16 protein-coding genes are annotated in these 21,867 nt (G+C 69.8%); 10 read left to right on the top strand and 6 right to left on the bottom strand.

The window, feature by feature from the left end:
• Window positions 1-48: 48 nt before the first annotated feature.
• Window positions 49-1,362 (top strand): TRAP transporter large permease, encoded by a 1,314-nt coding sequence (locus E0493_RS15770; protein WP_160938195.1) that lies wholly within the window; start codon window positions 49-51, stop codon window positions 1,360-1,362.
• Window positions 1,363-1,483: 121 nt separating this feature from the next.
• Here E0493_RS15770 and E0493_RS15765 read toward each other — a convergent pair whose 3' ends face one another.
• The 5 genes from E0493_RS15765 to yghU all read right to left on the bottom strand — a co-directional run bounded on the left by E0493_RS15765 (window position 1,484) and on the right by yghU (window position 7,207).
• Window positions 1,484-2,314: a BamA/TamA family outer membrane protein gene (locus E0493_RS15765; protein ID WP_160938194.1), complete on the bottom strand. Its 831-nt coding sequence runs from the start codon at window positions 2,312-2,314 to the stop codon at window positions 1,484-1,486.
• A 580-nt stretch (window positions 2,315-2,894) separates the two neighbouring features.
• Entirely contained in the window at window positions 2,895-4,391 is a 1,497-nt protein-coding gene (locus tag E0493_RS15760; protein WP_160938193.1) for a tripartite tricarboxylate transporter permease, read from the bottom strand.
• A gap of 10 nt (window positions 4,392-4,401) precedes the next feature.
• The gene (locus E0493_RS15755) at window positions 4,402-4,875 is read right to left on the bottom strand and encodes a tripartite tricarboxylate transporter TctB family protein (protein WP_160938192.1); all 474 of its coding nucleotides are present in this window, start codon (window positions 4,873-4,875) and stop codon (window positions 4,402-4,404) included.
• A gap of 120 nt (window positions 4,876-4,995) precedes the next feature.
• Entirely contained in the window at window positions 4,996-5,988 is a 993-nt protein-coding gene (locus tag E0493_RS15750) for a tripartite tricarboxylate transporter substrate binding protein (RefSeq protein ID WP_160938191.1), read from the bottom strand.
• Window positions 5,989-6,322: 334 nt separating this feature from the next.
• Complete coding sequence (gene yghU / locus E0493_RS15745) at window positions 6,323-7,207, bottom strand: glutathione-dependent disulfide-bond oxidoreductase (protein WP_160938190.1); 885 nt, start codon at window positions 7,205-7,207, stop codon at window positions 6,323-6,325.
• Window positions 7,208-7,209: 2 nt separating this feature from the next.
• Between yghU and E0493_RS15740 the strand changes: the two genes are divergently transcribed.
• The 9 genes from E0493_RS15740 (at window position 7,210) to E0493_RS15700 (ending at window position 19,480) form a co-directional block, all read left to right on the top strand.
• On the top strand, window positions 7,210-7,521 hold the full coding sequence (locus E0493_RS15740) for a hypothetical protein (protein WP_160938189.1): 312 nt from the start codon (window positions 7,210-7,212) through the stop codon (window positions 7,519-7,521).
• A 29-nt stretch (window positions 7,522-7,550) separates the two neighbouring features.
• On the top strand, window positions 7,551-8,810 hold the full coding sequence (locus tag E0493_RS15735; RefSeq protein ID WP_235913811.1) for a multidrug effflux MFS transporter: 1,260 nt from the start codon (window positions 7,551-7,553) through the stop codon (window positions 8,808-8,810).
• A 518-nt stretch (window positions 8,811-9,328) separates the two neighbouring features.
• On the top strand, window positions 9,329-12,913 hold the full coding sequence (locus E0493_RS15730) for an indolepyruvate ferredoxin oxidoreductase family protein (RefSeq protein ID WP_160938188.1): 3,585 nt from the start codon (window positions 9,329-9,331) through the stop codon (window positions 12,911-12,913).
• Window positions 12,914-12,918: 5 nt separating this feature from the next.
• A complete protein-coding gene (locus tag E0493_RS15725; protein WP_160938187.1) occupies window positions 12,919-14,079 on the top strand; it encodes an isovaleryl-CoA dehydrogenase in 1,161 nt (386 codons plus the stop codon).
• A gap of 411 nt (window positions 14,080-14,490) precedes the next feature.
• Window positions 14,491-15,405, top strand: a complete 915-nt coding sequence (locus E0493_RS15720; protein WP_160938186.1) for an ABC transporter permease subunit — start codon at window positions 14,491-14,493, stop codon at window positions 15,403-15,405.
• A complete protein-coding gene (gene livM, locus E0493_RS15715) occupies window positions 15,402-16,712 on the top strand; it encodes a high-affinity branched-chain amino acid ABC transporter permease LivM (protein ID WP_160938185.1) in 1,311 nt (436 codons plus the stop codon). Before E0493_RS15720 ends, livM begins: the two co-directional genes overlap by 4 nt.
• Complete coding sequence (locus tag E0493_RS15710) at window positions 16,712-17,536, top strand: ABC transporter ATP-binding protein (protein ID WP_160938184.1); 825 nt, start codon at window positions 16,712-16,714, stop codon at window positions 17,534-17,536. The genes livM and E0493_RS15710 overlap by 1 nt, the downstream gene beginning before the upstream one ends.
• The gene (locus E0493_RS15705; RefSeq protein ID WP_160938183.1) at window positions 17,533-18,249 is read left to right on the top strand and encodes an ABC transporter ATP-binding protein; all 717 of its coding nucleotides are present in this window, start codon (window positions 17,533-17,535) and stop codon (window positions 18,247-18,249) included. Before E0493_RS15710 ends, E0493_RS15705 begins: the two co-directional genes overlap by 4 nt.
• Before the next feature lie 100 nt (window positions 18,250-18,349).
• On the top strand, window positions 18,350-19,480 hold the full coding sequence (locus E0493_RS15700) for a branched-chain amino acid ABC transporter substrate-binding protein (protein ID WP_160938182.1): 1,131 nt from the start codon (window positions 18,350-18,352) through the stop codon (window positions 19,478-19,480).
• 150 nt (window positions 19,481-19,630) lie between these two features.
• Here E0493_RS15700 and E0493_RS15695 read toward each other — a convergent pair whose 3' ends face one another.
• Window positions 19,631-21,331: a sensor domain-containing protein gene (locus E0493_RS15695; RefSeq protein WP_160938181.1), complete on the bottom strand. Its 1,701-nt coding sequence runs from the start codon at window positions 21,329-21,331 to the stop codon at window positions 19,631-19,633.
• Window positions 21,332-21,867: the final 536 nt, after the last annotated feature.

Below are 21,867 nucleotides of genomic sequence, written 5' to 3'. Positions count from 1 at the left end.
ACGCATGACCCCGCATCCGCCGATCCACCGGCTGCTCAGGCATATCCCATGACCACAGCCTTCCTCTTCGTCGTGCTCTTCGCGCTGATGCTGCTGGGTGTGCCGATCGCCATCTCGCTCGGCCTTTCCGCGGTGCTGACCATCTCGTTCTTCGCGCAGGACAGCATCGCCTCCCTCACCATCAAGTTCTTCCAGGCGATGCAGGAGAACTACACCCTGCTCGCCATTCCGTTCTTCGTGCTGGCAGGCCAGTTCATGACGACGGGCGGCGTCGCCCGACGCATGATCGACTTCGCCGTGGCCTGCGTGGGCCATCTGCCGGGCGGGCTCGCCATCGCCTCGGTGCTGGCCTGCATGCTGTTCGCCGCCGTTTCCGGCTCCAGCCCCGCCACCGTGGTGGCGGTGGGCTCGGTGGTCATCGCGGGCATGGTCCGCAAGGGCTATTCCCGGGACTTCGCCGCCGGCGTCATCTGCAATGCCGGCACGCTCGGCATCCTGATCCCGCCCTCCATCGTCATGGTGGTCTATGCCGCGACCACCGAAACCTCGGTCGGGCGGCTGTTCATGGCGGGCGTCCTGCCGGGGCTGGTGCTCGGCCTGATGCTGATGGGTGTCATCTTCGTGGCCGCGCTCCGCCTCGGCCTGCCGCGCGAGCCCTGGCCCGGATTCTGGCCGGCCACGCGCGCGGTCGCGCAGGCCGGCGGCAAGGCCGTCTGGGGCCTGCTGCTGATCGTCGTCGTGCTCGGCGGCATCTATGGCGGCGTCATGACGCCGACCGAGGCGGCCGCCGTCTCCGCCGTCTACGCCTTCATCGTCGCCGTGTTCGGCTACCGCGACATGAAGTTCTCGCAGGTGCCGGGCGTGCTGGTCAGCTCCGCGCGCGTGACGGTGATGCTGATGTTCATCATCGCCAATGCCTTCCTGTTCAGCCATGTGCTGACCACCGAGCAGATCCCGCAGAGCATCGCCCAGGCGATCATCTCGGCCGGGCTGGAGCCGTGGCAGTTCCTGCTGGTGGTGAACATCATCCTGCTGATCGCCGGCAACTTCATGGAGCCCTCCTCCATCATCCTGATCCTGGCGCCGATCCTGTTCCCCATCGCGACCAAGCTGGGGATCGATCCCATCCATTTCGGGGTGATCATGGTGGTGAACATGGAGATCGGCATGGTGACGCCGCCTGTCGGGCTCAACCTCTTCGTCACCTCGGGGGTGACGGGCATGTCCGTCTCGCAGGTTGTTCGCGCCGCCAGTCCATGGCTCGCCGTGCTGCTGGTCTTCCTGGGCCTGGTGACCTACCTGCCCTGGCTCTCGCTGGCGCTGCCCGACGCCCTCTATGGCCTGGCGCCCGGCGGCCTTTGACGGCAGGCCGCCGCACCGTCCCCTGACACCCGGCGCGGGCGCGCCCCGCCGGGCCACCCGCACCGGGGGCCACCCGCACCGGGGGCCACCCGCACCGGGCCACCCGCACCGGCGCGGGGGCTCAATCCATGCTGCGCGCCCAGGCGTGGCCGAACTGGATGTAGAAGACGGTGCTCTCGGGGCCGCGCGCGACATCGAGGCCAAGGTCGATGCCGTACTTCCGGGCGATCCGGTATCTGATGCCCGCTCCATAGGTCCAGATGTCGCGCTGGGACTCAAAGAGCCGGGAGTTGTCCGCATAAGTCCGGCCATAGCCGCCGAAGGCAACGCCCGCCCAGCGGGGCGTGAACTGGTGGCGCAACTCGGCCTCGACGCTCAGCGCGGTCCCTCCCTGGTAGCGGCCATACTCGACGCCGCGCAGGTCCACGCCGGGCGCCATGAAGAACGGCGCGTCATCGGTTACCGAATCGATGCCCAGCTTGGCGCCGACGGACCATTTCCCGCCGATCGGCTGGAAGGCATGGACGTTCAACTGGGTCTCGGAGAACTCCCGGTCGCTTCCGAAAGCAGGGGAGTAGCGGTCGTGCTTCAGGACGGCGTTCATGCCCCGCAGGGGCGTGAAGGGGTTGTCCTGCGTGTCGTAGTTCAGCGACAGGCCGAGCGCGACATACTGGTGCCCGCCCGTGAAGCCGGCGATGATGCCGTCCACCCGATCCGCCAGCGGCGCCTGCGACTGCAGGGAGATGTCGGAAGACCGGTAGATGAACCTCGGCCCGGCCGAGAAGGGCGTCTCGGGGAACTTGTAGCGGATGTTCCCGAAGGCGAACTTCAGGTCGTTCTCATAGTCGATCTGGGTGCTGCCGCCGAAGGGGAAGATCGGCAGGGTCAAGGCGGTAAGGCCGAGCCCGAAGCGGTAGAGCCACTGCTGGTCCGCCAGGGTGCCCTGCTGCAACAGTCCGCCCCCCCCAGGATCCGTTGCCGGTATACGCGCCGCCCAGGATCGTGCGGCCCGGCGTTCCCTCCGGCTCGGCCGAGGGATGCACGAATTGCCCGGCGACGCCAAGGCCGCCTTCAACCGCGGGCTCGGTGATGATGATCGGTATGGGCAGGAAACCGCCCCGGCTGAGGAGGGCGGACGCGTCCAGGTTTCCGTCCTCCGCATCGAAAAGGCTGGCATCCCAGTCGAGGGCCCGGGCCGTCGATGCCGTCAGGCCCAGGAGTGCGGCGCCCGCGAGGATGATCCCGCGCAGGCCCGCGCCATCGCACCGAAAATCCATCGCCCCCCCTCGAAGGCCTGGTCGCGGTGGAACAATCCATCCTCAGCCCCACCGCAAGCGGGGAACTGTAGGATTGATCGTGCCTCTTCCGCGCATCACGTCATCCGGAAGCGTGCCCGCCGAGCGTCTTCGCGGGCCGCTTCCTGTTGGGCCGATCCCGCCTGACGGGATCCCGCGCCGCCGGCGGGGCGGGAGGGGCGCGGCGCGGCGGAAAGACCGGCGCGCCCGGCCCGCCGCCGCGGTGCCCCGCCCGCCTCAGGCGGCCGCGGGCCGGCGCAGGGCGGTACGGGCGCCGCGCACCAGCATCAGCAGCCAGACCAGGAGCGTCATGACGCCGAGCGAGCCTGCGATCGGCCGCTCGAAGAAGGCGAGCCAGGCGCCATCGGCCTTGATCATCGAGGTCATGAAGTTCTGCTCCAGCATCTCGCCGAGCACCAGGCCCAGGATCATCGGCGCGACGGGAATGCCGTTCTCCTCCATGAACCAGCCGAGCACCCCGAAGATCAGCATCAGCACGATGCCGTAGCTGCTGTTGGTCATCGCAAAGGCGCCGACGACGCAGAACAGCAGGATCAGCGGCAGCAGCAGGGTGCGCGGAATGCGCAGCACCTGCTTCATGCTCTTGATCGCCGCCCAGCCGAGCGGGATCATCACCACGTTCGCCAGCACGAAGATGATGAACACCGCGTAGATGAACTGCGGATTCTCGGTGAACACCGTTGGGCCGGGGTTCATCCCCTTCATGTACAGCACGCCGATGACGATGGCGGTGATGGAATCGCCGGGGATGCCGAAGACCAGCGCGGGGATCCACGCGCCCGCCACCGCCGAGTTGTTGGAGGAGGTGGCCTCCACGATCCCTTCCAGATGCCCCGTGCCGAACTTCTCGGGCGTGCGGGAGAAGCGCTTGGAAACCGCGTAGGAGACCCAGGCGGCGATATCCGCCCCTGCGCCCGGAAGGGCGCCGATGAGCGTGCCGAGCAGCGAGCCGCGGACGAAGTTCAGCCAGTAGCGCCGCAGCACGCCGGCCACGCCGCGGAAGACGTTGCCGACCTGCGGCACGACCACGTGCCCGACCTGGTGCAGCTCCACCCCCCCGCGCAGCAGCTCGGAGACGGCGAAGGCGCCGATCATCACGGCGATGAAGTTGACCCCCGACATCAGGTCCACATTGCCGAAGGTGAAGCGCGGCACGCCGGCCGCGGGGTCGATGCCGATGCAGCCGACGCTCAGGCCGAACAGCAGCGAGACGAAGCCCTTCACAGGGTTCCCGGAGCCGATGAAGACGGCGCAGGTCAGGCCGAGGCAGGCGAGCCAGAAGTATTCGAAGGAGGAGAAGTTGAGCGCCAGCTCCGCCAGCGCCGGCGCGCAGAGCACCAGGAACGCCACGCCCACGATGCCGCCCAGCGCCGAGAAGACGACGTTGACGCCGAGGTTGAGGTCGAGCTGCCCCTTCTTGGTCATCAGGAAGGACTCGTCGGCATAGGCGGCGGAGGCTGGCGTACCGGGCATGCGCAGCATGGCGGCGGGGATGTCGCCCGCGAAGATCGCCATGGCCGTGGCGGTGACGATGGCACCGAGGGACGGCACGGGATCCATGAAAAAGGTGACGGGCACCAGCAGCGCCGTCGCCATGGTGGCTGTCAGGCCAGGCATGGCGCCCACGAACATGCCGAACACCGCTGCCGCCAGGATCACCAGCAGCACCGAGGGGTCGAAAACCAGGCCGAAGGCCGTCAGAACCGCGTCCATCGCCACGTCCTCACAGGATGCCGGTCAGCAGGCCGCGCGGCAGCGGCACGCGCATCATGTCGCTGAAGAACCAGTTGATCAGCAAGGTGGCCACCGCGGCAACGGGCAGCGCCCGCAGCGGCCGCTCGCCGAACCAGAGGAACAGCGCGAGCAACAATGCGAAGGCCAGGGGGATGAAGCCCAGCGCGTCGGCGAAGAACAGGTAGGCCAGCACCGCCAGCGGCATGGCCAGAAAGGAGACCACCAGCCCCGGTTGCGACCACCAGGGGGCGAGCGTCACCCAGCCCTCCCCCGCCCGGCGCGCCGCATGGCCGCGCCGGATCAGCAGCAGCGCGCAAAGGATCAGGCCGCCGCCGAGCAGGCGCGGGAACAGGGCCGGCCCGTAATCCTGGCCGGGAAAGGAGGGGAAATAGGTTGTCAGCCAGATCATCGTGCCGGCCAGCAGCAGCAGGATCACTCCGAGGACGGCGTCATTCACTCGCATCGGGCGTGCGCTCCGCAAGGCGCGGCCTCCGGGGCCGCGCGAGGCAGGAAGGGCGCGGCCGCCGGCCACGCCCCGGAAGGAGCCCCGGGCGGCGAAGCCGCCCTCCCAGGGCCTGACGCGTCAGGCGCGCGCCAGACCGGCGGCCTTCATCGCCTCGCCCATGGCGCGGTCCGACTTGCCCATGAAGTCGGCGAACTCCTGCGGGCCGGCCCAGATGGTGCCGAAGCCGCGCGAATGCATGAAGTCGGTGAACTCCTTCGACTTGTAGGCCCGCTCCAGCGCGCTCACCAGCGTCTTCGCCATGTCGTCCGGCAGGTTGCGCGGCGCCGCGATGCCGCGCCAGGCGCCCGTCGAGTAGTTGATCCCGAGCGCGTCGTTCAGCGTCGGCACGTCGGGGAACTGGGGATTGCGCTGCGGCGCCATGATGGCGAGGCTGCGCGCGCGCCCGGCATCGAGCATCGCCCGCGCCTCCGGCACCGAGCAGGTCACGATGTCGATGCCACCGGCCGCGAGGTCCTGCATCGCCGGCGCGGCGCCGTTCGAAGGCACCCAGCGGACATGGTCGGGCTGCAGCCCCATGGCCTGCAGCCAGCCGACCAGGGCGAGGTGCCAGATGCCGCCCTGTCCGGTGCCGGAAGCCTTCATCTTGCCGGCCGGCGCGGCCTTGATGGCTTCCGCCAGGGCCTTGATGTCCTTGTAGGGCGAGGAGGCGCTGACCTGCACGCCCGGCGGGTCCTGGTTGACCAGCGCCAGCGGCGTGTAGTCCTTGTAGGTGAGCTGGGTCAGGCCGGCATGGTGGAGCATGGCGATCTCCACCGTGATGATGCCGATGGTGTAGCCATCCGGCTGCGCCGTGGCGATGGCGGAATGGCCAACCACGCCGTTGCCGCCGGTGCGGTTCACCACGTTGATCGGCTGGCCGAGGTCCTTCTCCAGCAGGGCACCGATGATGCGCGCCGTGGCATCGGTGCCGCCACCCGCGCCCCAGGGGCAGATCAGCGTGACCGGGCGGGTCGGATACTGGCCCTGGGCCCGGGCGGGCAGGGCCAGGAGGCTGGCGGCGCCCGCAGCCGCGCCGGCGCGCAGCAGGCTGCGGCGATTGAGTTCAGTCATGGACATTCTCCCGACGGCGCTCCCTGAAGGGGGCACTCTTTAGTTGCGGCAACAGACTAACGGGCGCCGCTCAACCTCGGCAAGCAGGCAGCCGCGCGCAGCGTGGCCGGCGGACAGGCCGGCCCGCAGGGCGCCGCGAGGCGGGGACGCGGTGCGGCCCTGCCCCGTCCTGTTCGGCACCCGCCATGTTCTGAAGGGGCGGCAGGCACATCATCGCCCCGGGGAAAGGCGCGTCATTGGGTCCGCGACCTCGCCCCTGCCGCACCGCCATCGATTGACAGCGCTGCCATCCGCCGCAGCTTCCGCTCTCCGCTCGGGCACGGGAAGGCGGCTGTCAGGTGGAGGCCTGGCTGCCGCCGAGCTTGTCCTGCGTCCTGGTCTCGAAGTCACCGGCATCGTGGCGCTCGTGCAACTGGCTTGCCGGCTCGCCGCTGATCCGGTTGACCATGCGCCCGCGTTGCACCGCCGGCCGCTGCCCGATCAGGTCCGCCCAGCGCTGGAGGTTCCTGTACTCCTCCACCTGCAGGAACTCGGCCGCGCCGTAGAGCCAGCCCTTCGCCAGGCCACCGTACCAGGGCCAGATTGCCATGTCGGCGATGGTGTACTCACTGCCGGCGATGTACTCGCTTTCGGCCAGGCGCCGGTCGAGCACGTCAAGCTGTCGTTTCACCTCCATGGTGAAGCGGTCAATCGGGTATTCCATCTTGCTCGGGGCGTAGGCGTAGAAATGGCCGAAGCCGCCGCCGAGGTAGGGCGCGCTTCCCATCTGCCAGAACAGCCAGGACAGGCATTCGGCGCGCTCGGCCGGCTCGGTCGGCAGGAAGGCGCCGAACTTCTCGGCCAGGTAGGTCAGGATCGCGCCGGATTCGAAGACGCGGACCGGCTTCGGCCCGCTCCGGTCCATCAGGGCGGGGATCTTGGAATTCGGATTGACCGCGACAAAGCCGCTGCCGAACTGATCGCCCTCGCCGATGCGGATCAGCCAGGCATCGTATTCCGCGCCCTTGTGGCCAAGGGCCAGAAGCTCCTCCAGCATCACCGTGACCTTCACGCCATTCGGCGTGGCCAGCGAGTAGAGCTGGAGCGGATGGCGGCCGACCGGCAGCTCCTTCTCATGGGTGGGGCCGGCGATCGGACGGTTGATGTTGGCGAAGCGGCCACCGCTGGCCATGTTCCACGTCCAGACTTCCGGTGGCACGTATTCGGGCGAATTGCTCATCCTTGAGCCTCCAGGTGTTGCTCGCCGCGCGGCTGCGCCGGCTCAACGGCCAGATCTCGGCCTTGTCCAGGAAAACGGCGGCGATGCTCGCGGAGAGGCTCAACTGGGAGCCCGGAAGCGTTCTGCAAGGCATCCGCGCCACTGACTGCTGCAGCCCCATCTTCAGCACCGGAGCGACCATCGCACAAGGCCGCGAACAGGTTCACGCGGCGGCCCTCCCCCGCGTGGCCGGCAGGCTTCCCCCTTCCCTGGCCAGCCGGCCGCAAGGCAGCCTTGCCGTCTGGCCGCTTACCCCTTCCGCACCGTCAGGTTAGGACGGCGCCGACAGGACAGGATCAGGATCATGGCAGCGATGGATGGGACGGTGGCGTCTCCGGGGCTTCGCACAGGCGTGCCCCACCCCGGCATGGGCTTCCGCGAGTTCGTGGCGATCATCGCCGTGATGATGATGGCGAATGCCCTGGCGATCGACTCCATGCTGCCCGCCCTGCCGGAGATCGGCCATGCGCTGGGCACCACCACCGACAACCAGCAGCAATGGATCGTCACGGCCTACCTGCTCGGCTTCGGCGCGGCGCAGATCATCTATGGCCCCCTGGCGGACCGCTTCGGCCGCAAGCCGGTTCTGCTGGCCGGCTTCGCGATCTACGCCCTGGCCAGCCTGGTGGCGATGTTCAGCGGCGCCTTCGGCACCATGCTGGCGGCCCGGGCGGTGCAGGGCATCGGCGCCGCCAGCACGCGCGTGCTGGCGGTTTCCATCGTGCGGGACAGCTATTCCGGGCGGAAGATGGCCCAGGTGATGTCGCTGGCCTTCATCGTGTTCCTGGCCGTTCCGGTGGTGGCGCCGACGCTGGGGCAGGTGATCATGCTGGTGGCGCCGTGGCGCTTCATCTTCCTCTTCCTGGCGGCCTTCGGCGCCGCCGCCGGCCTCTGGGTGCTCAGCCGCCTGCCGGAGACGCTGCACCCGGAGGACCGCATGCCGATCGCGCCCGGCCGGGTCCTTGCCGCCTTCCGCTTCGCCCTGAGCAACCGCATCGCGGTGGGCTACATGCTGGCAATGGCGCTGATGATGGGAGGCCTGTTCGGCTTCATCAACTCGGCCCAGCAGGTCTTCGCGGACACTTTCGCGGCGCCGCAGCTCTTCACCTCGATTTTCGCGGCCATCGCCGTCGCCATGGCCCTGGCCTCCATGCTGAACGCCAAGCTGGTGGGACGCTTCGGCACCCGTCGCATCTCCCATGGCTCGCTGCTCGGCTATATCGGCTTCGCCGTGGTGCATGCCACCCTGGCTTTGGCGGGGCATGAAAGCCTCTGGAGCTTCGCGCTGCTGCAGGCCGGCATGATGTTCTGTTTCGGCCTGACCGGCCCCAATTTCGGCTCCATGGCCATGGAGCCGCTGGGACACATCGCGGGCACCGCCTCCGCCGTGCAGGGCTTCATCACCACCTTTGGCGGCGCGCTGATCGGCTTCTTCATCGGCCAGCAGTTCGACGGCACCACAGCGCCTTTGATGCTGGGCTTCGCCGCCTGCGGCGTGCTGTCGCTGTGCATGGTGCTCTTCGCGGAGGGCGGGCGACTTTTCCGGCCGCGCCAGGGGGCCTGAGCCTTCAGGCCTTCGCGGAGACGGGGCCGCCGCGGCAGCGGGCGGTCCTTCCGTCAAGCCATGCCGGCCGGGCGTCTCGTCCGGCAACACGCCCGCGCCGCCGCCTGAGCCTTTCGCCAGCGCCCCGGCCTCTCCGCCGCCTCGGCATCCAGGCTCGCCTCCGCAGCCGCGAGAGGTTCATGCCCACGGGAAATTACCCGCCGTTCGGACGCGGGCGCAGCCTCCTCCGGCCCGCACTTCACATGTCGATGTGCGGGCACTCCGGAGTTTCGTCTCTCCCCCGTTTCTCGCCATGATGGCGTTGCTCGTCGCGCCAGCACCCAGCCGAGCCGGCACACAGATCCGGCCGAGGAGGAGAGCTCAGCGATGCCCGTGGCGCTCCGCTTCACCATCCCCGGCCCTGCCGCGGCAGCCGGGATGTCCATGCCGCCGCCTGGCCCGGCACGACCACCGCAGGCGCAAGTCCCACCGGCGAAGCGCGAATGAAGCCCGATCGCACAGCCGCGGAGCCAGATCCCATGGCCGATGCTCCCTTTCCCGATACCGGCACCCCGGCCACCCGGCCGACCTACCTGTCCGGTATCCAGGCGCTGGTGAAGCTGCTGATGCTGCAGCGCGCCCGCGACGCGGCCGCGGGGCTGAACACCGCCGGCTTCGTCTCCGGCTATCGCGGCTCGCCGCTCGGCAGCCTCGACCAGGCGATCTGGAAGGCGGGAAAGGAGCTCGCCGAGCACCGCATCCACTTCGAGCCGGGAGTGAACGAGGACCTGGCGGCGACCGCCGTCTGGGGCAGCCAGCAGGTCAACCTCTTTCCCGGCGCGAAGCACGACGGTGTCTTCGCCATGTGGTACGGCAAGGGTCCCGGCGCCGACCGCAGCGTGGACGTGTTCAAGCACGCCAACGCCGCCGGCACCGCGCGCCGGGGTGGTGTGCTGGCGGTGGTGGGCGATGACCACGGCGCCAAGTCCTCCACGCTGCCGCACCAGAGCGACCATATCTTCGCCGCCTCGATGATCCCGGTGCTGAACCCTGCGGGCGTGCAGGAGCTTCTTGACCTCGGGCTGCACGGCTGGGCGATGTCCCGCTTCTCCGGCTGCTGGGTCGGGATGCGCGTCCTCACCGACATCGTCGAGACCTCGGCCGGCGTCGTGGTGGACCCGTACCGCATCGAGACGCGGCTGCCCTCCGATTTCGAGATGCCGCCGGGCGGCCTTTCCATCCGCTGGCCCGACCCGCCGCTGGAGCAGGAGTACCGGCTGCAGCACTGGAAGGTCTATGCCGCGATGGCCTATGCGCGGGCCAACCGGCTGAACCGGGTGGTGATGGACAGCCCGCGGGCACGGTTCGGCATCATCGCCAGCGGAAAGTCCTTCCTGGACGTTCTGCAGGCGCTCGACGCCCTCGGCATCGAGGCCGCGCTGGCGGCCGAGATCGGGCTGCGGGTCTACAAGGTGGGCATGACCTGGCCGCTGGATGGCGAGGGCGTCCGCCATTTCGCCGAGGGGCTCGAAGAGATCCTCGTCGTCGAGGAGAAGCGCCAGGTCATCGAGTACCAGCTCAAGGAGCAGCTCTACAACTGGCGCGAGGACGTGCGCCCGAAGGTCACCGGAAAGTACGACGAGAAGGGGGAATGGGAGCTGCCCGGCGGTGACTGGCAGCTTCCCGCCGCCGGCGAGCTGACGCCGGCGCTCATCGCCCGCGTGATCGCCCGTCGCATCGAGCGCTTCCACACCAGCGACCGCATCCGGGAGCGTCTCGACTTTCTCGCGGCGAAGGAGGCGACGCTGGCGCGGCCGCACCCGACGATGCCGCGCGCGCCGCACTACTGTTCCGGCTGTCCGCACAACACCTCGACGCGGGTGCCGGAGGGCAGCCGGGCACTCGCCGGCATCGGCTGCCACTACATGGCCCTGTGGCTCAATCCGGACCAGACACGCACCTTCAGCCAGATGGGCGGCGAAGGCGTGCCCTGGGTCGGCCAGGCGCCGTTCACCGAAACCAGGCACGTCTTCGCCAACCTCGGCGACGGCACCTACTCGCATTCGGGCCTGCTGGCGATCCGCCAGGCCGTCGTGGCGAAGGTGCCGATCACCTACAAGATCCTGTTCAACGACGCCGTCGCCATGACCGGCGGCCAACCGGTCGAAGGCCGCCTGACGGTGCCGCAGATCGTCTGGCAGGTGCGGGCGGAAGGCGTCGAGCAGATTGTCGTCGTCAGCGACGATCCGACCCGCCATGCGGGCAGCGCCCTGCCCGCCGGGGTGCCGGTGCGGCACCGGCGGGACCTCGATGCCGTGCAGCGCAAGCTGCGCGACGACGCCGGCGTCTCGGTGATCGTGTATGACCAGACCTGCGCCGCCGAGAAGCGCCGCCGCCGCAAGCGCGGGCTGATGCCGGACCCGGCGCGGCGCGTCGTGATCAACGACCGCGTCTGCGAGGGCTGCGGCGATTGCTCGGCGAAGTCGAACTGCATGTCGGTGGTGCCGGTCGAGACCGCGTTCGGCCGCAAGCGCGCCATCGACCAGTCCTCCTGCAACAAGGATTATTCCTGCCTGGAGGGCTTCTGCCCGAGTTTCGTCACGGTCGAGGGCGGCATGCCGCGCAAAGGCAAGGCGCTCGCCTCCGACGGCCCGGCCGAGGCGGATGGCGGCGCCTTCGCGAGCCTGCCGGATCCGGCGGTCCCGCCGCTCGAGAAGCCCTACGGCATCCTGGTGGCCGGTGTCGGCGGCACCGGCGTGGTGACCATCGGCGCGCTGCTCGGCACCGCCGCGGCGCTCGAGGGCAAGGGCATCACGGTGCTGGACATGGCCGGCCTGGCACAGAAGGGAGGGCCGGTCTGGTCGCATGTCCGCGTCGCTCCGCGGCAGGACCTCCTCCACGCCTCCCGCATCACCGCGGGGGAGGCCGACCTTCTCCTGGGCTGCGACATCATCGTGGCGGCGGCCGACGATTCCCTTTCCAAGCTGCACGCGGGCGCGACCCGCGCGGTGGTCAACAGCGACTTCTCGGTCACCAGCGACTTCGTCCGCACCTTCGCCGCGCAGGCCAGGACCGGCGATGTCGCCACCGTCCGCGACCCGCAATTCCCCCTCGGCGCGATGGAGGAGCAGATCGCGGACGCCACCGGCCCCGGGCGGGCCGAGTTCGTCGCGGGCACGCGGCTTGCCACGGCGCTGCTCGGCGACTCCATCGCCGCCAACCTCTTCCTGGTCGGCTATGCCTACCAGAAGGGGCTGCTGCCCCTCTCGGCGGCGTCCCTCCTCAAGGCGATCGAGGTCAACGGCGCCGCGGTGGAGATGAACCAGGGCGCCTTCCTGTGGGGGCGGCGCGCCGCGCTCGACCTTGCCGCGGTGGAGCGGGCGGCCGCACCGCCCGAGGCCCTTGCCGCGCCTCGCCGGCTCGATGAGGGCCTGGATGCGACGCTTGCCCGGAACGTGGCGGAGCTGACCGCCTACCAGGACGCCCGCTACGCCCGGCGCCATGCCGACCTTGTCCGGCAGGTGCGCGAGGCCGAGGCGGCCAGGGCACCGGGCTGCACCGGCCTCGCCGAGGCCGTGGCGAAGGGCCACTACAAGCTCCTCGCCGCCAAGGACGAGTACGAGGTCGCCCGGCTCTACACGGAGGCCGGCTTTCTGGAGCGGCTGGGCCAGAGCTTCACGGGCGACTACCGCCTGGTATTCCACCTGGCGCCGCCGCTCTGGGCCAGGCCGGACCCCGCCACCGGCGAGCCGCGCAAGCGTGCCTTCGGCCCCTGGATGCTGCAGGCCTTCCGCGTGCTGGCGCGGCTCCGGCGGTTGCGGGGCACCGTTCTCGATCCTTTCCGCTTCGGCGAGGACCGCAAGCTGGACCGTCGCCTGCTTGCCGAATACGAGCGGCTGGTGGGCGAGCTGCTTGCATCGCTGCACCGGCGCAACCATGCCATCGCCGTCGAGCTCGCCGCCCTGCCGGAGCAGATCCGCGGCTATGGCCACATCCGCCGGCGGCACGCCGAACACGCCAAGCGGCAGGAGGCGACGCTCCTCGACGCCTTCAAAGGTGGGGACGGGCACCCGGAGGAAGGCGGGGAACAGGTGCCGAAGGCGCCCGTGCTGGTGGGGAAATGACGGGAATGATGTCGGGTCTGGACTTTGGCCTCGGCGAGACCGCCGATGCCCTGCGCGCCGAGGTCGCGCGCTTCGCCGCCGCTGAGATCGCGCCCCGCGCGGCCGAGATCGACGTGCGCAACGACTTTCCGGCCGATCTCTGGCGCAAGCTGGGAGGGCTCGGGCTGCTCGGCATCACCGTGGCGGAGGCGCATGGCGGCGCCGGGATGGGCTATCTGGAGCATGTGGTGGCCATGGAGGAGATCAGCCGCGCCTCGGCCTCGGTCGCCCTTTCCTACGGCGCGCATTCCAACCTCTGCGTCAACCAGATCCACCGCAACGGCAGCGAGGAGCAGAAGCGCCGCTACCTGCCCCGGCTGATCAGCGGCGACCATGTCGGGGCGCTGGCCATGAGCGAGCCGGGCGCGGGCTCCGACGTGGTGAGCATGCGCCTGCGCGCCGACAAGCGCGGCGACTGCTATGTGCTGAACGGCAACAAGATGTGGATCACCAACGGCCCGGACGCGGACGTGCTGGTGGTCTACGCCAAGACCGACCCGGCCGCCGGGCCGCGCGGCATCACCGCCTTTCTGGTCGAGAAGGGCTTCGCCGGCTTCTCCACCGCCCAGAAGCTCGACAAGCTCGGCATGCGCGGCTCCAACACCTGCGAGCTGGTGTTCCAGGACTGCGCGGTGCCGGAGGAGAACGTGCTCGGCCAGCCCGGCCGCGGCGTGAACGTGCTGATGAGCGGCCTTGACTATGAGCGCGCGGTGCTTGCGGCCGGCCCGCTCGGCATCATGCAGGCCTGCCTCGACGTGGTGCTGCCTTACGTGCACGAGCGCAGGCAGTTCGGGCAGCCGATCGGCGAGTTCCAGCTCATGCAGGCCAAGCTCGCCGACATGTACACGGTCATGAACGCCGCCCGCGCCTATGTCTATGCCGTGGCCCGGGCCTGCGACCGGGGCCGGACGACGCGCAAGGACGCCGCCGGGGCAATCCTCTTCGCCGCCGAGAAGGCGACCTGGATGGCGCTGGAGGCGATCCAGGCGCTGGGCGGCAACGGCTACATCAACGATTATCCCACCGGGCGCCTGCTGCGCGACGCCAAGCTCTACGAGATCGGCGCCGGCACTTCCGAGATCCGGCGCATGCTGATCGGCCGCGAGCTGTTCAACGAGACGGCATGAGGGCCGATGGGTGGAACTGCCCTCCGTTCCTGCTTGACGGAGGGCCGCACCGATCCGGAAGCCATGCCTGAACGGGTGCAGCGCCCCACGCCGCCGCCGACCGCACGCCTCCGGCGGCCCTCGCGATCACGCCGGACGCCTCTTCTTCAATCAGGCCAAGGCAGCCGCGCAGGGGGCTGCCCGGCCTGGACCTGGCGGCGAGCAGGCCAGGCAAGGCAGCGGGCGGGTGACCTGCGCGCGCCGGAGGCGTAGCCGGCGTGCGGCGGCGGCACGCGGGGCGCGCCGACCCGTGTTGCCCGGGGGTCTCGCAGGGCCGGACGGCGCGGCGCGGCCATCTCCCCTTCCCAATCGCTTGCGGCCGAGAATAGGCTTCCCCGGAGGCTCGATTCGGAAAGCAGGGGGACGTTTCGCTTGGCCTACGCGCTGCAGCAGCTCATCAACGGCGTCTCGCTCGGCATGATCTACGGGCTCATCGCCATCGGCTACACCATGGTTTACGGCATCATCGGCATGATCAACTTCGCCCATGGCGACATCTTCATGATCGGTGCCTTCCTCTCCCTCATCGGCCTGTTGCTGGTCACCTCCGGGGGAATGCTGGACGGGGCGGCCGCCATCGTTCTGGTGCTGGCCCTTTCCATGGCCTTCACCGCCCTCTACGGCTGGACCGTGGAGCGGGTCGCCTACCGCCCGCTGCGCGGGTCCTTCCGGCTGGCGCCGCTGATCTCCGCCATCGGCATGTCCATCGTGCTGCAGAACTACGTGCAGGTCAGCCAGGGCGCGCGGGTGAAGCCGATCGAGCCCGTCGTGCATGGCGGCTTCACGCTGATGCAGGACGGCACCTTCGCCGTGCAGCTCTCCACCATGCAGATCCTGATCGTCGTGACGACCCTGCTGGTGCTGGCGGTCTTCACCTGGCTGGTGACGCGCACGCCGCTCGGCCGCGCCATGCGCGCCTGCGAGCAGGACCGGCGGATGGCCAGCCTGCTCGGCATCGACACCGACCGCACCATCAGCATCACCTTTGTCATCGGCGCGGCCCTGGCCGCGGTGGCAGGCACCATGTACCTGCTGCGCTACGGCGTCATTGACTTCTACATCGGCTTCCTCGTGGGGGTGAAGGCCTTCACCGCCGCCGTGCTGGGCGGCATCGGCAACCTGCCGGGCGCCGTGCTGGGCGGGCTGCTGATTGGGCTGATCGAAACCTTCTGGTCGGCCTATTTCAGCATCCAGTACAAGGATGTCGCGGCCTTCTCGATCCTCATCCTGACGCTGATCTTCATGCCGACGGGACTGCTCGGCCGGACGGAGGTCGAGAAGGTATGAGGCCGGCCGGGACCCGGCACCTCCCCTTCGGTGCCGCGCTGCGGGATGCGGGGCTGGCGGCGCTGATCGCGGCCGGCCTTTTCCTGCCCATGGTGGGGCTGCGCACGGATGTCGACCCGAACGGCGCGCTTTATCTGCGGACCCGCTGGACCGACGTGCTGCTGCTGATGGCCATCGTCTTCGCCGGCCGCTTCCTGATGCGGCTGTGGCAGGAATGGAAGGCGGGACGGCAGGGTCCGTCCCTGGGGAAGCGTTTCGCCGGCCCGCTGTCGCGCTCCGGCCGCCTCGCGGCGCCTGCCCTGCTGCTGTTCGCGGTGCTGCTGCCGGCCATCCCGGGCATCGGGCGCTACGAGCTGGACCTCGGCATCCTGGTGCTGACCTACGTGATGCTGGGCTGGGGGCTGAACATCGTTGTCGGCCTCGCGGGGCTGCTTGACCTCGGCTACGTGGCCTTCTACGCGGTCGGCGCCTATTCCTACGCGCTGCTCGCCCAGAATTTCGGCCTGTCCTTCTGGGTCTGCCTGCCGCTGGCGGGCATTCTCGCCGCCTTCTGGGGCGTGCTGCTCGGCTTTCCCGTGCTGCGCCTGCGCGGCGACTATCTCGCCATCGTCACCCTGGGCTTCGGCGAGATCATCCGCCTGGTGCTGCTGAACTGGGTCAGCCTTACGGGCGGGCCGAACGGCATCGCCGGCATTCCCCGCCCCACCTTCTTCGGCCTGAGCTTCAGCCTCGGCGGAGGGCCGGGCACCTTCGCCGGCTTCTTCGGGCTTGAGCCGAGCCCGACGCACCGTGTGGTGTTCCTCTACTACCTGATCCTCGCGCTGGCGCTGCTGACCAACTGGGTGACGCTGCGCCTGCGCCGCCAGCCGCTCGGCCGCGCCTGGGAGGCGATGCGCGAGGACGAGATCGCCTGCCGCAGCCTGGGCATCAACATCACCGTCACCAAGCTGACGGCCTTCGCGCTGGGCGCCATGTTCGGCGGCTTCGCCGGCGCCTTTTTCGCAACGCGGCAGGCCTTCATCAGCCCGGAATCCTTCACCTTCATCGAAAGTGCCATCATCCTGGCCATTGTGGTGCTCGGCGGCCTCGGCAGCCAGCTCGGCGTCGCCATCGCCGCGCTGGTGCTGATCGGCGGCTTCGAGGTGTTCCGCGACCTGCAGGAATGGCGCATGCTGGTCTTCGGCGGCGCCATGGTGCTGATCATGATCTGGAAGCCGCGCGGACTGGTGGGCAGCCGCACCCCTTCGGTCGCCCTGGGGGAGCGGCGCACCATCAGCGCCGCGATGGTGGCCGAGGGGCGCGGCTGATGGCGCCCATCCTGACGGTCGAGAAGCTGACCATGCGCTTCGGGGGACTGACCGCGGTGAAGGAGGTGTCCTTCGCCGCCGCCAGGGGCGCCATCACCGCCATCATCGGGCCGAACGGCGCCGGCAAGACAACGATGTTCAACTGCATCACCGGCTTCTACCGTCCGACCACGGGACGCCTGACGCTGCACCGCGAAGGGCAGGATGTCGCGCTGCACCGCCTGGCTGGCCACCGGATCGCGCAGGCCGGCGTGGCGCGGACTTTCCAGAACATCCGCCTCTTCAGCGGCATGACGGTGCTGGAGAACCTGCTGGTCGCGCAACACCGTCGGCTGATGGCCGCCACGGGCTTCGGCATCGGCGCCGTGCTTGGCCTGTCCGGCTACAAGGCCGCGGAGCAGGTGGCGATCGGGCGGGCGGCCGCCTGGCTGGAGGCCTGCGGGCTGCTCGACCGCGCCGACGACCCCGCCGCCAGCCTTCCCTACGGCGCGCAACGGCGGCTGGAGATCGCGCGCGCGATGTGCACCGAGCCCGCGCTGCTCTGCCTGGACGAGCCCGCCGCCGGCCTCAATCCGCGTGAATCGGCGGCGCTTGGCGATCTGCTGCGGGCGATCCGCGACGGCCGGGCGGCCGAGGGCGCCGCGCCCTGCTCCGTTCTGCTGATCGAGCACGACATGGGCGTGGTGATGGGCATCTCGGACCACATCGTGGTGCTGGACCACGGCAGCAAGATCGCCGATGGGCGCCCGGCGGAGATCCGTGCCGACAGCAAGGTGATCGCCGCCTATCTGGGCGAGGGCGACGAGGAGGACAGCGCGGCATGAGCGCGCCCCTGCTGGAGATCCGCGACGTCTCCACCTTCTACGGCGCGGTGGAGGCACTGAAGGGCGTTTCCCTCACGGTGGCGCCCGGGGAGATCGTCACGCTGATCGGCGCCAACGGGGCGGGGAAATCGACGCTGCTGATGACCATCTGCGGCGATCCCCGGGCACGGGCGGGCCGCGTCATCTTCGACGGGCAGGACATCACGGAGCAGCCGACGCACCGCATCGTCCGCGGCGGGATCGCGCAGTCGCCGGAGGGGCGGCGGGTGTTTCCGCGCATGAGCGTGCACGAGAACCTGCTGATGGGCGCGCAGAGCTCCGGCATCAACCCCGCCCCGGGGCTGGAGCAGGTCTTCACCCTGTTTCCTCGCCTGAAGGAGCGCGAGGCGCAGCGGGCGGGCACGCTCTCCGGCGGCGAGCAGCAGATGCTGGCCATCGCCCGCGCGCTGATGGCGCAGCCGCGCCTGCTGCTTCTGGATGAGCCTTCGCTCGGCCTGGCGCCCCTGGTGTCGCGGCAGATCTTCCAGGCGATCCGCCGCCTCAATGCGGAGACGGGGCTGACCGTGCTGCTGGTCGAGCAGAACGCGAACCAGGCGCTGCGCCTCGCCCATCGCGGCTATGTTCTGGTCACCGGGCGGATCACCCTCTCCGGCACCGGGCGCGAGTTGCTCGCCCGGCCGGAGGTGCGCGACGCCTATCTCGGCGGCCATTGAGACCGCGCAGATCAGGCTGGCGGAGCGGCGCGAAGCTTCCTAGGCTGCAACGATGACACTGACCGGCGGCGGTGCCGGCGGCTGAATGGCGGAGGGTCTGATGATGCAACGCAGGCAGCTTCTTGGCACGGCGGCCGGACTGGCGGTCGCCGGTACGGCGGTGATGGGCGGCAGCCGCGGCGCCGCGGCGCAATCCGGCGCCCTGCGCATCGCCTCCGTCGGCCCCATGACGGGGCAGTACGCGGCGTTCGGCGCGCAGCTCCGTGCCGGCGCGGAGCAGGCCGTGGCCGACCTCAACGCCGCGGGCGGCGTGCTCGGCCAGAAGCTCGAGCTGGAGATCGGCGACGATGCCTGCGACCCCCGCCAGGCGGTTTCGGTGGCCAACCAGATGGCCAGCCGGCAGGTGAAGCTCGTTGCCGGGCATTTCTGCTCCGGCTCCTCGATCCCCGCCAGCAAGGTCTATGCGGAGGAGGGCGTGCTGCAGATCAGCCCCGCCTCCACCAACCCGCAATACACCGATGCCGGCGCCTGGAACACCTTCCGAACCTGCGGCCGCGACGACCAGCAGGGGCAGGTGGCCGGCGCCTACATCGCCAAGACCTTCCCGGGCAAGAAGGTGGCCATCCTTCACGACAACTCAGCCTACGGCAAGGGTCTGGCCGACGAGACCAAGAAGGCTCTGAACGCCGCCGGCACGACGGAGGCCATCTACGCCGCGTACACGCCGGGCGAGCGCGACTATTCCGCGCTGGTGTCCCGCCTGAAGTCCGCGGGGATCGAGATCCTTTATATCGGCGGCTACCACACCGAGGCGGGACTCATCCTGCGGCAGGCCAAGGAACAGGGCATGCCGGTGACGCTGGTCGGCGGCGATGCGCTGGTGACCAGCGAGTTCTGGCAGATCGCCGGTGCCGCCGGAGAGGGCACCTTGATGACCTTCGCCTCCGACCCGCGCAAGCGCCCCAGCGCGGCCGAGGTGGTCGAGCGCTTCCGGGCCAAGAACATCGATCCCGAAGGCTACGTCCTCTACACCTACGCCGCGGTGCAGATCTGGGCGGACGCGGCGAAGAAGGCGAACAGCTCCGACCCGCGCAAGGTGTCGGACATGCTGAAGTCGGGTGGGCCCTGGAACTGCGTGCTGGGCTCCATCAGCTTCAACAAGAAGGGCGATGTGACCACTCCCGACTATGTCTTCTACGTCTGGAAGAACGGCTCCTACGCCGAGGTCTGAGGCATCCCCGCGCGCCATGGCGCGCGGAAGCGGAAAGCCGGGCGGGTTGCCCGGCTTCAACGCATACCGGAGCAGGACGGGGCGGCGGAGGCATCTCCGGCCTGGCGGAAGCAGGCCGCCCTTCCCGTGCCGCTCCGGGCGCGAGACCGGTCAGGCTGGAACCGCGCCTCCGGCCGGGACGCCGGGCTGGCCCGCTTCCTCCGCAGGCGCCCGATGCCGCTCCCCGGCCGATGGAGAGGTCAGCAGGTCGGCAGGGACGGGGCGCGAATAAAGAAAGCCCTGCGCGGCATGGACGCCCTCCCGCCGCAGAACCCGGTCCTGCGCCGCCGTTTCGACGCCCTCCGCCAGCACCGGAACGGCGAGGCTCTGGGACACGGCCACCAGCGCCCGAAGCAGGGCAAGCTCCTGCCGGCCGCCGGACAGGCCGGCCACCAGTGAGCGATCCAGCTTGACGCGGTCCACCGGGAGGCGAACCAGGTGGGCGAGGGAGGACAGGCCACCGCCGAGGTCATCCAGGGCGACGCGAACGCCGAGGCCGCGGAGCGCCTGAAGGATGGGGAGCAGGGCGTCCAGATCCTGGGCGGCGATATCCTCCGGGATCTCGATTTCGAGGTTTTGCGGCGCGACACTGTGGCTCGCCAGCGCCTCGGCGACCTGTGCGGGGAACCGCCTGTCGCTCAGGGTCGCGGCGGAGATGTTGATGGCGACGAGCCGGGGCGCCCTGGGCTGGCGGGACCAGAGGGCGGCCTGCCGCAGGGCCGTATGCAGCACCCATTGGTCGATCGCCGGCATGAGACCGGCGGACCGCGCTTCGGCGAGGAACTCGGCGGGCGAGACGTTCGGCCCCGCCGGGCAGTCCGGCCAGCGGAGCAAGGCCTCCGCGCCGCAGAGCGCCTGGTCGCCCAGGGTGAATTGTGGCTGCCACAGCAGGACGAACTTTCCCTGCGCGATGGCGGCGGGCAGCGCCTCGCGCAGCCGGTTGCGCCGGCGCTCGGCCTCCAGCAGTCCCGCATCGAAGCGCATGAAGGTGCCGCGTTGCGCGTGCTTGACCTTGTGAAGGGCCAGGCCCGCGGCCTGGAGCACCGCGTCGGGCGTTTTTCCGTCGGCCGGGAAGCGGGCGTAGCCGATGCTTGCCGAGAGCGGCAGGTCGAGGCCATTGAACTGCACCGGCCGCGACAGCGCCCGCGAGAGGCGGCATGCCAGCCGGTCCATCCGGGCCTCGGCGTTTCTGCCTTGCGCAAGGACGGCGAACTCGTTGCCGCCCAGCCGGCAGACCAGATCCTCGCCCCGCATCGCCGCCCGCATCCGCCCGGCGGCTTCGCACAGCAGGATGTCGCCTGCGGCATGGCCATGGCGGTCGTTCACGCTCTTGAACTTGTCGAGGTCGAGCAGCAACAGGGTGAAGTTGCGGCCGGGCTCCTGCACCAGCCCCTCAAGCAGCCGCTGGAACCCGGCGCGATTGGCGAGGCCCGTCAACTCGTCCCGCCAGGCGCGGCGCTCGGTGCGCGCCTGGGCCCGCTTGAGTTCCGTGATGTCGGTCAGCGTCAGCGTCGCAGCCTGCCTTGCGCCTCCGGCGCCCGGTGCGGTTTCCTCCAGCCAGTTCCAGGGGGAGCAGGCCACCAGAAGGTTGACCTCGCTGCGCCCGCCCCGTGCCGGGATCGTGGCCTCCTCTTCGTTGAGGGAGAAGCCGAATGGCCCGGCCTGGGGAACCCGGTTCGTTCGCAGCAGCCCGGCCTCGGCCAGGCCCGATGGCGCCGAGCCGCCGAACAGCGCGGCGAGGCGGGTGTTGGCGAACAGCGTGCGCCCGCAATCGTCCACTTGCCAGATGCCTGCCGAAGCCATGTCGATCATGGCGCGGTAGCGGGTTCCGCGGGCAGCGCCCCTGCTGCCCGGCGCAGGGCAGACCGCGCTTCCAGGGACGGAGGGAGAGCGGTTCATGCGCCTGCACCGATCCTGGCGGCGAGAATGGCCGCCGAAGCGTGCAGCCGGCCCGCTACGGCAGGACAGGCCTTGCGCAGCACCGGCGTTCCGCCAACGCCGCGGGCGACATGGCTGCATGCCATTGCCGCAGCGGCCTTACGTGGCCGATTCCGTGCCACGCGCAACCGCGATAACCCCTGAAGCCGTTTCATCAAGCCAGCTCGCCCTCGAAGGCTGAAAAGAGGCCACCGCCGGCCCACCGCCGAACAGGTTCTTGCCGGCGCAGGCGAATTGGGTCCCTCAGCCTTGTTCCATCTTCCGCAGGCGGAAGGTGGCAGGGCAGCATGAAGCAATCATGAAGCAGGCGACGCGGATCGCCGGCTCCGTCGGAAAACGGCGGCGGCACCGGGTCGCCATGACCGGGTGGAACCGGCCCATTCTCCCGGCCGGTGAGGGCGCCCACAGGC

This window comes from Teichococcus coralli (genome assembly GCF_009829925.1).
GTDB classification, from domain to species: Bacteria; Pseudomonadota; Alphaproteobacteria; order Acetobacterales; family Acetobacteraceae; genus Pseudoroseomonas; species Pseudoroseomonas coralli.
Note: the sequence above shows the minus strand (reverse complement) of the source record. Positions and strands in the feature narration are given on the sequence as shown.

Bases quoted from the DNA above. Each gene is read 5' to 3' on its own strand.
- E0493_RS15730 (WP_160938188.1), top strand. From the start codon at position 9,329: ATGGCCGATGCTCCCTTTCCCGATACCGGCACCCCGGCCACCCGGCCG.
- E0493_RS15710 (WP_160938184.1), top strand. From the start codon at position 16,712: ATGGCGCCCATCCTGACGGTCGAGAAGCTGACCATGCGCTTCGGGGGA.
- E0493_RS15750 (WP_160938191.1), bottom strand. From the start codon at position 5,988: ATGACTGAACTCAATCGCCGCAGCCTGCTGCGCGCCGGCGCGGCTGCG.
- E0493_RS15755 (WP_160938192.1), bottom strand. From the start codon at position 4,875: ATGCGAGTGAATGACGCCGTCCTCGGAGTGATCCTGCTGCTGCTGGCC.
- E0493_RS15770 (WP_160938195.1), top strand. From the start codon at position 49: ATGACCACAGCCTTCCTCTTCGTCGTGCTCTTCGCGCTGATGCTGCTG.
- yghU (WP_160938190.1), bottom strand. From the start codon at position 7,207: ATGAGCAATTCGCCCGAATACGTGCCACCGGAAGTCTGGACGTGGAAC.
- E0493_RS15705 (WP_160938183.1), top strand. From the start codon at position 17,533: ATGAGCGCGCCCCTGCTGGAGATCCGCGACGTCTCCACCTTCTACGGC.
- E0493_RS15695 (WP_160938181.1), bottom strand. From the start codon at position 21,331: ATGATCGACATGGCTTCGGCAGGCATCTGGCAAGTGGACGATTGCGGG.
- E0493_RS15700 (WP_160938182.1), top strand. From the start codon at position 18,350: ATGATGCAACGCAGGCAGCTTCTTGGCACGGCGGCCGGACTGGCGGTC.
- E0493_RS15760 (WP_160938193.1), bottom strand. From the start codon at position 4,391: ATGGACGCGGTTCTGACGGCCTTCGGCCTGGTTTTCGACCCCTCGGTG.
- E0493_RS15725 (WP_160938187.1), top strand. From the start codon at position 12,919: ATGATGTCGGGTCTGGACTTTGGCCTCGGCGAGACCGCCGATGCCCTG.
- E0493_RS15735 (WP_235913811.1), top strand. From the start codon at position 7,551: ATGGCAGCGATGGATGGGACGGTGGCGTCTCCGGGGCTTCGCACAGGC.
- livM (WP_160938185.1), top strand. From the start codon at position 15,402: ATGAGGCCGGCCGGGACCCGGCACCTCCCCTTCGGTGCCGCGCTGCGG.